Below are 13400 nucleotides of genomic sequence, written 5' to 3'. Positions count from 1 at the left end.
GGTGATTCGTGATTGGTGATTCGGAAAAGCAGCGGCCGCACGCGCGCCTGGACGTCTGGCGCGACGCCATGGATCTGGTCGTGCTTGTCTATGCCCACGCATCGCGGCTGCCCGACACCGAGCGCTACGGGCTGTCGGCGCAACTGCGTCGCGCCGCCGTCAGCGTGCCGTCGAACATCGCCGAGGGTGCTGCCCGCCGATCCCCGGCAGAACTGGTTCGATTCCTGCTGATTGCACGCAGCTCCCTGTCGGAACTGGACACACAGCTCCGGATTGCGTCACGGCTCGGCCTCGTCGAACCGGACGCGGCGTTGATGCAGGTCCTCGACCGCACCTTTGCCCGCCTCAACGCACTGCTCACGTCGATGGAAAGCCGGGCATCGCGGGTTCGCGAGGAGCCCGCTCCATACGAATCACCAATCACCAATCACCAATCACAGCCCCAATCCCATGCTTGAAAAAGTCCTCATCGCCAATCGCGGGGAGATCGCGCTGCGGATCCTGCGCGCCTGCCACACCATGGGCATCCGCACGGTGGCGGTGCATTCCACCGTCGACCGCAACCTCAAGCACGTGGCGATGGCCGACGAGTCGGTCTGCATCGGGCCGGCGCCGTCGGCTCAGAGCTACCTCAACATGCCGGCGATCATTGCCGCGGCCGAGGTGACCGACGCGCAGGCGATCCATCCCGGCTATGGCTTCCTGTCGGAAAACGCCGACTTCGCCGAACGGGTGGAACAGTCCGGCTTCGTGTTCGTCGGCCCGCGCGCCGACACCATCCGGCTGATGGGCGACAAGGTCGAGGCGATTCGCGCGATGCAGGCAGCGGGCGTGCCCTGCGTGCCGGGCAGCGGCGGCCCGCTGGGCGATGATCCCGAGGCCAATGCCAGGATCGCCGCCGAGATCGGCTATCCGGTGCTGATCAAGGCCGCCGGCGGTGGCGGCGGGCGCGGCATGCGCGACGTGCGCACCGAGGCCGCGCTGGCCACCGCCATCGCCACCACCAAGGCCGAGGCCAAGGCCGCGTTCGGCAACGACATGGTGTACATGGAGAAGTACCTGGAAAATCCGCGCCACGTGGAGATCCAGGTGCTCGCCGACGGTCAGGGCCACGCCATTTTCCTGGGCGAGCGCGACTGTTCGATGCAGCGCCGCCACCAGAAGGTGGTCGAGGAAGCCCCGGCGCCGGGCATCACCCCGGAGCTGCGGGCGCAGATCGGCAAGGTCTGCGTCGAGGCCTGCCTGCGGATCGGCTACCGCGGCGCCGGCACCTTCGAATTCCTGTACCAGGATGGGCGCTTTTATTTCATCGAAATGAACACCCGCATCCAGGTCGAACATCCCGTCACCGAACTGATCACCGGGGTGGACCTGATCCGCGAGCAATTGCTGATCGCCGGTGGCGAGCCGCTGTCGATCCGCCAGCAGGACATCGAATTGCGCGGCCACGCGATCGAGTGCCGGATCAATGCCGAAGACCCCGACACCTTCATGCCCAGCCCCGGCCTGATCCAGCACTACCACGCCGCCGGTGGCCCCGGCGTGCGCATGGACACCCATATCTACGAAGGCTATCGGGTGCCGCCGAACTACGATTCGATGATCGGCAAGCTCATCGTCCACGGCGCGACCCGCGAACAGGCCATTGCGCGGATGCGGGTGGCGCTGTCGGAATTGGTGGTGGACGGGATCAAGACCAATATCCCGCTGCAGCAGCGCATCCTCGCCGACGGCGGTTTCGCCCAGGGCGGGCAGAACATCCACTATCTGGAAAAGAAACTGGCCGAGCGCCGCGAGAAGGCGCTGTCGGTGCTGTAGCCGCGGCAGGACCGCTGGGCCGGCGCGTTCCAGGCCGCTTTTCGCCGCCGGTTTGTCCGGGTTTCTTCCTGAACCTTGGCGCAGGCGGTGCTGGCCGCATGGCGTGCGACGGGCGATACTTGGCGCCGGTCCCTCACCTTTCCCGCCGCATGCCGGTTCTGCGATTCGACAGCGTCAGCAAGGTCTATCCCGGCCCGCGCACGGCGCTCGAAGCGGTCAGCTTCGCCATGGACGCGGGCGAGATGGTGTTCGTCACCGGACATTCCGGCGCCGGCAAGAGCACCTTGCTGCGGCTGATCCATCTGGCCGAACGGCCCAGCCGCGGCACCGTCCTGTTCGATGACCGGAACCTGGCCAGCGTGCGCGGCAGTGCCATCGCCCGGCACCGGCGCGACGTCGGCGTGGTGTTCCAGAACCACCAGTTGCTCACCGACCGCAGCGTGGCCGACAACGTGGCGCTGCCGCTGGTGCTGCGCGGAATGAAGCGCGCTGAAATCGGCAAGCGGGTGCGCTCGATCCTGGAACGGGTGGGGCTGGGCGGGCGCGAGCGGGCGCTGCCCGAGCAGTTGTCCGCAGGCGAGCAGCAGCGGGTCGGAATCGCCCGCGCCATCGTGGCCGAACCGACCCTGCTGATTGCCGACGAGCCCACCGGCAACCTCGATCCCTCCCTGTCCACCGAAATCATGGCGCTGTTCGCGGCGCTGCCCGAGCGCGGCACCAGCGTGCTGGTGGCCAGCCACGACATTGCCTTGGTCAAGCGCATGAAAAAGCGCGTGCTGGTGCTGGCCAACGGCCAGCTCGAGGACGACATCGCGCCGGAGGACCTTGCCGATGCCTAGCCCGGCCGCACGCCGCGTCACCCGCGTCCACCACGGCCGCCTGAGCACCTGGCTGGCGCACCACGGCCGCAGCCTGATCGCCAGCCTCGGCCGCCTGCTGGGTCGGCCGTGGGCCACCCTGCTCACGGTCGGCGTGCTGGCGCTGGCGCTGGCGCTGCCGCTGGGCCTGTGGATCGTCGTCCACAATGCCCAGCGCCTGGAAACGCAGGTGCAGGCGTCGCGCGCGCTGACCGCTTTCCTCAAGCTCGATGTCGACGCCGCCCAGGCGCAGGCGCTGGCGGGGGTGCTGCGGCAGCGGGCCGATGTGGCGTCGGTGGCCGTCGTCACCCCCGAACAATCGCTGGCCCAGCTGCGGCAGCGGCCGGATCTGGCGCAGGCGATCGACGCCCTGGGAGTGGAACAGGCGCGCGCGGCCCTGCCCAGCCTGCTGGAGTTGACCCCGCGCGGCAGTGACGCGGCGCTGGCGCAGGCGCTCTCGGCGCTGCCGCAAATCGAGCGCGTGCAGTACGATGCGCTCTGGCAGCAGCGGCTGCAGGCTTGGCTCGGGTTCGGCACGCGCGGCGTCGCGGTGCTGGCCGCCCTGCTGGGCTTGGGCGCGCTGCTGGTGGTGGGCAATACGGTGCGTCTGGACATCCAGTCCCGGCGCGAGGAGATCGGCGTGCTGCAATTGCTCGGTGCCAGCGACGGCTTCGTGCAGCGACCCTTCCTGTACCTCGGTGCGTGGTACGGGCTGCTTGCGGGTGCGCTGGCACTGGGCCTGCTGACGCTGGCCGGGCTGGCGCTGGCGCCGCCGCTGGCGGAACTGGCCGCGCGCTACGGCAGCGCGTTCGCCCTGCGCGGCCTGAACCCGCTGCAGGCCGGCACCGTGCTGGCGGGCGCGGGCGCGCTCGGCTGGGTCGGCGCGGCCATGGTCAGCGGGCACACCCTGCGCCAGACCCGGCCGCTGGAGCACTGACGTGGCCGACAAACACGACCTGCGCCACGTCGCCAGCGACGCCCCCCGGGTGATGGTGGTCGACGGCAGCAAGCTGGTGCGCCGGCTGATTTCCGACACCCTGCTCAAGGAATTGCCCAACGCCCAGGTGGTCGGCTGCGGCGGCCTGGCCGAGGCGCGCGCCGCGCTGGCCGACGGCTCGGTCGATCTGGTCACCACCGCGCTGGTGCTTCCCGACGGTGACGGGCTGGCGCTGGCCAAAGTAGTGCGCGACGCCACCGGGCAGGCCTACGTGCCGGTGATCGTGATCTCCGGCAACGCCCAGGAGGCGCTGGAAACCCGGGTCTTCACCGAGGACATCACCGACTACTTCGACAAGAGCCTCGGCCAGGCCGCACTGGCCGCCTTCATCCGCGGCTACATCCACCCGGCCCCGGTCGAGGGTGCCCGGGTGCTCTACGTCGAGGACAGCAAGGTGGTGGCGGTGGCCACCCGGCGCATGCTCGAACGCCAGGGCATGCAGGTGCTGCACGTGCTCAGCGTTGAAGACGCGCTCGAGCATCTGCACAAGTTCATCGGCCGCAGCGACGGCGACGTCGGCGCCGACCTCGTACTCAGCGACGTGTACCTGAAGGGCATCCTCAGCGGCCGCGACCTGCTCAACCAGATCCGCTCGGCGTTCCACTACGGCAAACGCAAGCTGCCGATGGTGATGATGACCGGCGATGAAAACCACGAGAACCAGTCCACCCTGCTGCGCGAGGGCGCCAACGACCTGGTGCTGAAACCGATCGAAGAACGCCTGCTGGTCACCAAGGTGCTGTTCCAGCTGCGGCTGGCGAAGATGGGTTGACACGGGCCTTGCAGGAGCGCACCGCAGGGGCGCGATGCTTTATTCCCGGATCCCGCAGAAGCATCGCGCCCCTGCGGTGCGCTCCTACAATAAGGCAGGTTACGGCTGCCAGCCGTAGCTCAGTTTCACGAAGATGCTGCGGGTGTCGTTGAACAGCTGCGGGTGGGCGTCGTCCATGAACGCACCGTACGAGGCACCAGCGTACAGGGCGGTGCGCGGATTCAGCTTGTACGAGTACACCAGCTGCCCGGCCCAGTTGCGGGCGCGTTGGTTGACAGGACCGACATACAGCGTCGGATCGCGCGTGACGGCACTGCCTTGCAGGGTGAAGCGCAGGCGCTGGCGCGGGTCGAACTGCCAGCTGCCGCCGGCGTTGAGCACGGTGGCGGTGAACGCGGTGCCGCCGTCGCGATGCATCCACTGGCGGTAGATGTCCCAATCCAGCGCCAGTCCGCGGCCGAGGTTGGCATTGGCAAACAGCTCCAGCAGGGTGCGCCGGCCGAGGCGCGCCGCGCCCAGATCGAGCATGCGGCCGGTGCTGGCGGACACGCCCAGCTGCAGGCTGCCGGTGGGCCGGAAGTTGGCACTGATGTCCACATAGTGTTCATCGAACAGCGTGCCCTGCCAGAACCGCACGCGGGTCAGACCGTGCAAGGTCAGATTGCTCTGCATCGGCCCCTGTACGTTGACATGGCCCTCCAGCTCGCGTTCCAGCAATTGGCCGTCGTAGCGGTGGGTGATGTCGAAATCGGCATACAGGTTGATCCGGTTGAAGGCCTTGCCGTCGCGAAACCAGCTGTAGCTGCCGCCGATCAGGGATTGGTCGTAGCCCACCTGGCCGATGAAGCCAAGATCGGCGCGGAAACCGGGATCGATCGCCGCATGCCAGACATCGACATACCAGTTGCGGTTGCTGAACGTGTATTCGGCGCGCCAGGCATTGCCGGACGGCGTGGGGTCGTTGCCCAGTTCGCCGCTGTATTCGACAACAATACTGGCCGGATACTCGGATTGGCTGTGCAGGAATTGCGCCGTGACGGTGTGTCCGCCTTGGCGCCAGCGCGCGTCGACGCCCGTCACGTTGTTGGCATAGTCGTCACCGCGACGGAAGGTGCCAATCACGCCGAGGCTGAAATCGGTGCCGAAGTCGTGCCGATAGCGTCCGACGGCGACATTGGCCTTCTGGTCGAGCTGGGCAAACCCCGATCCGAGCACCCCCGGCACCAGCAGCAACGTGGTGGCATCGCGCGCCACGAACGCGCCGTAGGCGCCGCTGCCGGTGCGGCCCGTCACGCGCAGACCGAAATCCGGATCGGCGATCTGGCGGGTGTAGAGCACGTCGAACTGGGTGGTGAAATAGTCCGCGCCCTCGAGGAAGAACGGCCGCTTCTCCTGATAAAACAGCGCGAAGCTGCTGTTGATGTCGAGCTGCAGCTGGTCGGTTTCCACCTGCGAGAAATCCGGATTGATCGTGGCATTCAAGGTCATCGCCGGTGACGGCGCCCAGCTCACATCGAGGCCGGGCTCGATGCTGGTGTCGTTGTGCCACGGCGCACCCGCTGCGACGCGGGTCTGCGTGGCGCCCACGGTCAGCGTCGGCACGACCTCCAGATTGCGGCCCTGCTGCACCCCGGCCATGCCGTCGTACTTGTCCCATTCGCACTGGAAGCAGTTGGAGGCGCGCGGTACCGGTCGGCTGGACAGCTGGTGGCGCTTGTCGCGCGGGTAATTGCGAAACAGCGCCATGCCCCAACGCTGGTCGCCGCCGCCGTTCGGGAAGCGCAGGGTCGAAAACGGGATGCGGACCTCGACCTCGTAGCCGTCGGCGGTGAGCCGCCCCTCGCTTTGCCACAGTCCGTCCCAGCTCGGATCTTCCTGGTTGTTGCTGTTGGTTTCGTCGCGGATCAGGTCGGACTGCACGCCCAGCGGATTGATCATCAATTCGTAGCCGCGGCGATTGTCGTTGAAGGTGTCGAGGAAAACGCCCACCCAGTCGTCGTTGAAGGCGGTGTCACGGTCACGCAGATGGGCGCGGATCGCCGCCGGATCGGGGTCTTGCGCATGAAACGTCAGATACAGCGCCTCGGCGGTGTAGCCGACGCGCACCGTGGTTTGCACCGGCGCGGGAATGTTGTCACCAGGCTGGATCTCGTAGCCGATCTCCTGCACCAGCGCACCCTGCCAGGCGGCTTCGTCGGCAACGCCGTCGATCACGATGGTTCCTTGCAGCTTTGGAATCCGCGCGGCCGGGTTGGCCTGCGTTGTGCTCGCCGACTGTGCCGCAGCGCCGAAGGCAGGCAGCAGCAGGCCGGCAAGGAAGAAGACACGCATGGGTTTCATCGTTGATGTCTCAGTGTATTACATCACTATATTACCGCCACACGCGCCTGAAACCTCAGTGCCGGAAGTCATAGCTCGCTGTCAGATGGGCCGTTCACGGCGGTTGCAGCAGTTGCAGCCAAGGCGAGGGCGGCGATTTCCTTTGTCCATTGCGGCGCCACTTGGGGCTTGGCAGCACGGCCAGTCTGTGCGCGCCAACCGGCATTCAGGGATGTGATGCGACGGAACGCGGCTGACAGCGATAAACTCGGGGTTTCCGTCAACGGATCGTGCCCATGCGCCCGCTGTTCCTGTCGTTTGCCGCCGCTGCCGCCGTGGCCCTCGTCGCCGCCGGCTGCGGCAAGTCCCAGGCTCCCCAAGCCACCGCCACGCCGGCCGCTGCCCCCACCGTCGCCGCGGAGACCGTCGTGGACGAACATTCCTACGCCCAGCCGGACAAGGTGCGGATCACCGACATCGCGCTGGATCTGGCGATCGACTTCGACAAGAAGGAAATCAGCGGCAGCGCCACCTACACCCTGGATTGGGTGGACCAGAAAGCCACCGCGCTGGTCCTGGATACCCGCGACCTGCACATCGACAAGGCCGAAGGCCAGCGCGCCGACGGCAGCTGGGCACCGCTGCAATTCCAGCTGGCCGCGCCGGACAAGACCCTGGGCAGCGCGCTGACGATCCAGACCCCGGAGCGCCCGGCCAAGGTACGCGTCACCTACGCCACCTCGCCGGAGGCCTCGGGCCTGCAGTGGCTGGCGCCGTCGATGACCGAAGGCGGCAAGCAGCCCTTCATGTTCAGCCAGTCGCAGCAGATCCACGCCCGCTCCTGGGTGCCGCTGCAGGACACCCCGCAGGTGCGCTTCACCTACAGCGCGCATGTCACGGCGCCGAAGGACGCGATGGTGCTGATGAGCGCCGACAACGACCCGAACGCGGCGCGTGACGGCGATTACAGCTTCAAGATGCCGCAGAAGATCCCGTCCTATCTGCTTGCCATCGCCGCCGGCGACCTGGTGTTCAAGCCGATCAGCGCGCGCAGCGGCGTCTGGGCCGAGCCGGCCATGGTCGACAAGGCCGCCAAGGAGTTCGAAGACACCGAGAAGATGATCGAAACCGCCGAGCAGATCTACGGCCCCTACCGCTGGGGCCGCTACGACCTGTTGGTGCTGCCGCCGAGCTTCCCCTACGGCGGCATGGAGAACCCGCGCCTGACCTTCGCCACCCCCACCGTGATCGTCGGCGACAAGTCGCTGGTCTCGCTGGTCGCCCACGAGCTGGCGCACAGCTGGTCGGGCAACCTGGTGACGTTTGCCACCGACAAGGATGCCTGGCTCAACGAAGGCATCACCACCTACGTGCAGAGCCGCATCACCGAGAAGCTCTACGGCCGCGACATGGCCGACATGGAAGAGGTGATCGACCGCGACGAGCTCAAGGGCGAATTCGCCACCCTCGCGCCGGATCTGCAGCGGCTCTCGCTCAAGCCCGGCACCCTGGCCGACCCGGATGACCAGTCCAGCGCCACCGTCTACACCAAGGGCGCCTGGTTCATGGAATACCTCGAACAGAAGTTCGGCCGCGGGGTGTTCGACCCGTGGCTGCGCGGCTATTTCGACCACTTCGCGTTCCAGAGCATCACCACCCGCCAGTTCCGCGCCTATCTTGAATCCACCCTGCTCAAGGACAATCCCGGCAAGGTGACGATGCGGGAAATCGACGAGTGGCTGTACGAGCCGGGCATCCCGGCCGACGCGCCGAAGATCGAGTCGCGACGCTTTGCCACCGTCAACGCCGGGCGCATCGCCTGGCAGGGCAGCGGCAAATTGCCCGACAAGAGCGTGACGGGGGAATGGAGCACGCAGGAATGGGTGCACTTCCTGGAAGGCATGCCGGCCACGCTCAAGCCCGAGCAGCTGGAGCAGCTTGACGCGACCTACCACTTCACCGGCACCCCCAACGGCGAGATCGCGATGCGCTGGTATCCGCTGGCCGAACGCAGCGGCTATGCGGCCGCGCGCGAGGAGATGGGCAAGTTCCTGGAACGGGTGGGCCGGCGCAAGCTGATCATCCCGATCTACAAGGCGCTGGTGGCCACGCCAGGCGGGTTGGCTTTCGCCGAGCAGGTGTTCGCCAAGGCCAAGCCTGCCACCCACCCGATCACCGCTGGCACCATCGAGCAGGTGATCGCCGAGGGCAAAGCCAAGCTGGGCAATGCGCCGGCACCGGCGGCAGCGCCCGCTGTGCCCAAGCCGGAAGGCGAGGCGGCTGCGCAGGCGGACCCCGCCGCGGCGCACTGAGCCACCTGACGCTTCGTGTTGGCGTGGGGCCTCGCGCTGGTGTTGGTCGTCGCCTTGGCGACGGCCATCGCCCTGTGGCGCGACCCGCTGCTGCCGATCCGGCTGGAGTATGCGCGCCAGCGCCGCGCCGCCGGGCTGGTACCGGCGCAGATCGAGGCCGCCGGCCATCGCTGGGCCTATGCCACCAGCGCGCAGTTCAAGGCCGACGCGCCGGTCGTGGTGATGATCCACGGCTTCACCGGCAGCAAGGAAAACTGGTATCCGCTGGCGCGCGCGCTGCGCGGCCGCTACCGCCTGCTGATTCCGGACCTGCCCGGCTGGGGTGAAAGCGAGCGCAAGCCCGACGCGGTGTATGGCTTTCCGGAACAGGCGGCGCACGTGGCCGCGTTCATCGCCGCGCTGTCTCCGGATGTCCCGGTCGTCCTGCTGGGACATTCGATGGGCGGCGGCATCGCCGCGCTGGCCGCGGCGCGCCATCCCGGCCGCATTGCCAAACTCGGCCTGCTCGATGCCGCCGGCGTGCGCTTTGCCGACAACCCGTTCGGGCTGGACGTGCTGTCCGGGAACAATCCCTTCGCCGTCCATGACGCCGCCTCGCTGCGCCGCTACGTCGACAGCGTGTTTTTCGATGAGCCCAGCAAACCATGGATCCCGTGGCCGGCGTCCTGGGGGCTTATCCGGCAGCGCATCCGCGATGCCGACTTCGAGCAGGCGGTGATGGACCGGATTGGTCGCAGCGAAGAATCCCTGCTGCCAGGCGAGGAAGCCGTGCACATCCGCCAGCCGACTCTGCTGCTGTGGGGGCGGCAGGATGCGGTGATCGACCCGAGTGCGCTGGAGCTGTACGCGCAGCGCATTCCGCAGGCGCGCAAGCTGCTGCTCGACGGCTGCGGCCACATGTCGTTGATCGAGCGGGTGGATGCCGTGGCCGAGGCAGTCGTCACCTTGATCGAATCCAACCCGACAACGCAATAGACTTGCGGCTCCCCGCACCGAAGCCCTCCCGCATGAAAATCGCCACACTTGCCATCGCCCTGTGCCTGCTCCTGCCCGCCTGCCAGCGCGCTGATCCACAGGCCGCCGCGCAGGCCGCGGCCGCGCAGCAAGCCGCCGACGAACAGGCCGCCGAGGCGATGGAAAAACAATTCGAAGCCGCCGTGGCGGCGCAGAACTGGCACCTAGCCAAAGGCTACGGCGACGTCCTGCTGCACGACTATCCGGCCAGCGCGGCGGCGGCGCGGGTGAAACCCAAGCTCGAAGAAATCGCCGCCAAGGCCGAGGAACAAAAGGAGACCCGCCGGCTGGAAGCGCTGTGGTCCTACGGCGATGAAACGGTGAAAGGCGGCCACCAGCTCTCGGCATCGATCTATTCCAGCGAAGAAGTGGACACCGACGGCGCCGGCGCCCACCCGGTGCGGCTGATCTTCCGCGACCATCCCGAATGGGGCCGCAGCGCCTACCTCGTCCTGCAGGCCGGCGACTTCGATTGCTACAAGGGCTGCAAGCTCAAGATCACCGTGGACGGCAAGGAGCACACCCTGCCCGGCTCGCGCCCGAACACCGACGAGGCCATCGCCATGTTCATCGTCGACAACAAGGCGCTGTGGAAACTCGCCAAGTCCGGCAAACAACTCACCATCGAATTCCCCACCAAGCAGATGGGTCGACGCAGCGCCAGCTTTGAAGTTGGCGGGCTGGATGCGTCAAAGCTGCCGAAGTGGAATTGAGTGAGCGAATGCAGCCGGCGAATTCAACCAGCGACAGGCGTCACGCGATGAACGCCCCGAAGCATCGGTGAACTTTCGTCGTCAAACCAAGGTCAACTCGGCACGAAATGAAAACTGCACTCACCACCCTTGTCCTCGCCCTTGCGTTGCCAATCGCGGCACTCGCGCAAACGCCCTCCGCCGCGACGACCCGCGAGATCGGCCAACTGTTCTCGGCGCTGCAAGCATCAGGATGTACGTTCTCGCGCAATGGCACTTGGTACACCGCGCAACAAGCCTCGGACCACCTGCGCCGGAAATACGACTACCTGCTCAAGAAGGGGATGGTGAGCTCCGCCGAGGGCTTCATCGAGCTTGCCGCCAGCAAGAGCAGCCTGTCGGGCCAGCCCTATCTCGTCCGCTGCGGCACCGCGCCGCCGGTGCAGAGTGGGCGCTGGTTCAGCAGCAAGCTCAAGGCGCTGCGCGGGGCAGGGTGACCTGAACGCCCCCCGCGTCCGCGAGTCGCGCGTGCTCCGTTGTAGGACCCAGCCAGACAAACATGGTTTTTCGAGGTCCCCTCAGTCAAGTAATTGCCGGAATCCCCAGGTGTTGACGAACCGATTGTGCGGATGCGCATGCAGGTGACGCTCGATGGCCTCGCGCTGTTGACGCATCTTCCGGGCACGCGGTGATCGCAAGGCGTTGAACAACACGCCATCGAGAAAAGCAACGTAGGCAACCTGAAGCCCGCCAGCTTCGCTGAAGTCAGGCTCGTCATGGCCGATCAGATCGATCAGTTCCGATAGCTGCTTGTCTTGACCACCCCCGGTTTCCTTCATGTGCTTGCATTCGACAATCTTGAGCGCATCGCCGTTGCGGAAGATCGCATCCGGCAACTTGCCCTGGTGATTCTGTCGCCACTGAAAGCGCAGTCCACACGACCGCAACCAAGCCTCGCACTCCGCATAGAGTGTGCCTTCGGCATGCAGATACGCGCGCGGTGTGTCCTGAAATCGCGCAAGCGACTCAGCCTTGACGTAGCCGTACTTTTCGAACAATGCCTCCAGCTTGCGCTTGGCGGAGGCACCGCCGCTTTTGTGCTTCTCGAAATCCCGGCGAACTTGTACCGAGACCGGCGTATAGCCGTGGGCCGCGTAGATCCGGTGGCGCAACGCGATGAAGCGGCGCATGACAGTATCGAGAAATTCCAGTCGTTCGGCCAAATCCAGCTTGCGGTAACTCGAATACGAGACATCCTGTGCCGGGAAAAACGAGGTGAATTCAAGGAAATTCGCACCTTCGTTCTGCAGCAACGCATCCAGCTCCCGAACATGGCGACCAAAGCCGCTGTCATCATCATCCCGCAAGGCGACATCGGCCGCGGTGAGGCGATCGCGCACTTCCCGCCAGAGTCGACTGATGGCATTGTCCCCCGCTTCCGGCGCAGTCGGAATGATCAGCTGTTCCGAGCAGTAAAACGGATCGACCAGCGGCTCCGGGTGCCGCAGGCAGTCAGAAAAGAGTTTGCTGTTTCTGGTCATTCGGCAGTGTTTCCAGAACCGACGCGATGATCAAACGCGCCAGACGATAGTCCAGCCTCCGGCGACGAGTGCCGCTCTTGTTGTTGCCCTTGAACGGACTGAGCACGATGTCCTGCGTGGATTCACGGATGCGTTCCAGCTCGGCGTTGGCACCGACGATCAGCGCATCAAGCGCCTGCGGATTCAGGCCGTCGACGTGGATGCGGGTCATCAACCGGCTGGAGACCTTGATCATGCCGGTGTCGTAGCCGAAGTCCGCGCCTTTCAGGAAACGGATTCGATCATCGGCGCGGGTTCCGTCCACCGCTTTCAGTGCCAACATGCCCTTGGCGACGTTGAAGGTCACCTGACGTCTGGAGGATTCGCTCGTCAGCAATTCGGCGCCCGCCTCCAACTGCCCCAACAAGCCAATGAAACGGTTGTCCTTGTAACAACGGATGGCGGTCGCCGTCACCGCTGGATCGAAGCAGGCCACGCAGACCGGGGTTTCGGTGGCGACAAACGGATTGGATGTCTCCAGCACGACCACGCGCTCAAGGTGCTCGCGAAACAGGCCGCTGGCGATGAAGGTTTCCGGAATGATCGCTACCACCGGCATGCCGGTCGCCAACATCCGGGCAATGGCCAGAAGATATAGGTCGTCGTAGCCGGAATCATCGAAGTAGTCGGCCACCAGCGGCCACACGCCCTTGCGCCGCGCGCTGTATTTGGCCAAGTAGGGCGGGTTGGTGCAGATCAGCGTATCGGCCTGTGCCGGAATCCGCCTCAGGCTGTCATTGCGCGGCCAGTCGCCTGCATGCAGATCCAGCCCGTGCGCGCTCAACCCGTGTTGTTGTCCGATCAACCTCAACAGGTGGCCATCGCCGGCGAAGGGGTCGAGCACATGTCTCAGCTGTTTGGAATGAATCTGTGCGCGAATGAAGGCATCCACCGGCGGTTGCAGCCAGCAATCACCCTCGGTGTAGTGCGCGCCGGCGGAGACCTTCCCGACATCCACCTGTTTGTACAGGCCGCGTTCGATCGACACCTTCATCAGGCCATCGGCAAGAACATCCGGAGCCAGCAACGGCTTCATCCC

Annotated in this window: 12 protein-coding genes; 9 read left to right on the top strand and 3 right to left on the bottom strand. The window is 66.0% G+C overall.

From position 1 onward, the window contains the following. Positions 1-8: 8 nt before the first annotated feature. From M9902_RS05940 to M9902_RS05920, 5 genes are all read left to right on the top strand, one after another. The gene (locus M9902_RS05940; protein ID WP_297171802.1) at positions 9-458 is read left to right on the top strand and encodes a four helix bundle protein; all 450 of its coding nucleotides are present in this window, start codon (positions 9-11) and stop codon (positions 456-458) included. Further along, positions 451-1818 carry an acetyl-CoA carboxylase biotin carboxylase subunit gene (gene accC, locus M9902_RS05935; RefSeq protein WP_297221559.1) on the top strand — a complete coding sequence of 456 codons (1368 nt, stop codon included), beginning with the start codon at positions 451-453 and terminating at the stop codon, positions 1816-1818. Before M9902_RS05940 ends, accC begins: the two co-directional genes overlap by 8 nt. A gap of 149 nt (positions 1819-1967) precedes the next feature. Continuing rightward, positions 1968-2657 carry a cell division ATP-binding protein FtsE gene (ftsE, locus tag M9902_RS05930; RefSeq protein WP_297221558.1) on the top strand — a complete coding sequence of 230 codons (690 nt, stop codon included), beginning with the start codon at positions 1968-1970 and terminating at the stop codon, positions 2655-2657. Beyond that, positions 2650-3612: a permease-like cell division protein FtsX gene (gene ftsX, locus M9902_RS05925; protein ID WP_297221557.1), complete on the top strand. Its 963-nt coding sequence runs from the start codon at positions 2650-2652 to the stop codon at positions 3610-3612. The genes ftsE and ftsX overlap by 8 nt, the downstream gene beginning before the upstream one ends. Positions 3613-3664: 52 nt before the next feature. Then, a complete protein-coding gene (locus M9902_RS05920) occupies positions 3665-4444 on the top strand; it encodes a response regulator (RefSeq protein WP_297172542.1) in 780 nt (259 codons plus the stop codon). A gap of 99 nt (positions 4445-4543) precedes the next feature. Here the strand turns inward: M9902_RS05920 and M9902_RS05915 are convergent, their stop codons facing one another. Further along, positions 4544-6775, bottom strand: a complete 2232-nt coding sequence (locus tag M9902_RS05915) for a DUF5916 domain-containing protein (protein ID WP_297221556.1) — start codon at positions 6773-6775, stop codon at positions 4544-4546. A gap of 284 nt (positions 6776-7059) precedes the next feature. Here M9902_RS05915 and M9902_RS05910 point away from each other — a divergent pair, with 284 nt between their 5' ends. The 4 genes from M9902_RS05910 (at position 7060) to M9902_RS05895 (ending at position 11278) form a co-directional block, all read left to right on the top strand. Then, on the top strand, positions 7060-9075 hold the full coding sequence (locus M9902_RS05910) for a M1 family metallopeptidase (RefSeq protein ID WP_297221555.1): 2016 nt from the start codon (positions 7060-7062) through the stop codon (positions 9073-9075). 15 nt (positions 9076-9090) lie between these two features. Further along, positions 9091-10050: an alpha/beta hydrolase gene (locus M9902_RS05905; RefSeq protein ID WP_297221554.1), complete on the top strand. Its 960-nt coding sequence runs from the start codon at positions 9091-9093 to the stop codon at positions 10048-10050. Positions 10051-10082: 32 nt separating this feature from the next. Next, entirely contained in the window at positions 10083-10802 is a 720-nt protein-coding gene (locus M9902_RS05900; protein WP_297221553.1) for a hypothetical protein, read from the top strand. 107 nt (positions 10803-10909) lie between these two features. Further along, a complete protein-coding gene (locus M9902_RS05895) occupies positions 10910-11278 on the top strand; it encodes a DUF5329 domain-containing protein (RefSeq protein ID WP_297221552.1) in 369 nt (122 codons plus the stop codon). An 81-nt stretch (positions 11279-11359) separates the two neighbouring features. On the opposite strand, the gene M9902_RS05890 is transcribed toward M9902_RS05895, so the two are convergent. Together M9902_RS05890 and M9902_RS05885 are read right to left on the bottom strand one after the other, a co-directional pair. Next, positions 11360-12322, bottom strand: coding sequence for a hypothetical protein (locus tag M9902_RS05890; protein WP_297221551.1), 963 nt, complete (start codon positions 12320-12322; stop codon positions 11360-11362). Continuing rightward, positions 12294-13397 (bottom strand): hypothetical protein, encoded by a 1104-nt coding sequence (locus M9902_RS05885; protein WP_297221550.1) that lies wholly within the window; start codon positions 13395-13397, stop codon positions 12294-12296. The genes M9902_RS05890 and M9902_RS05885 overlap by 29 nt, the downstream gene beginning before the upstream one ends. Positions 13398-13400 lie beyond the last annotated feature (3 nt).

The sequence above is a fragment of the Thermomonas sp. genome (assembly GCF_023953935.1).
Lineage (GTDB): Bacteria > Pseudomonadota > Gammaproteobacteria > Xanthomonadales > Xanthomonadaceae > Thermomonas.
The sequence above is the reverse complement of the archived record's forward strand: the minus strand, read 5'-3'. Positions and strand labels throughout refer to the sequence as shown.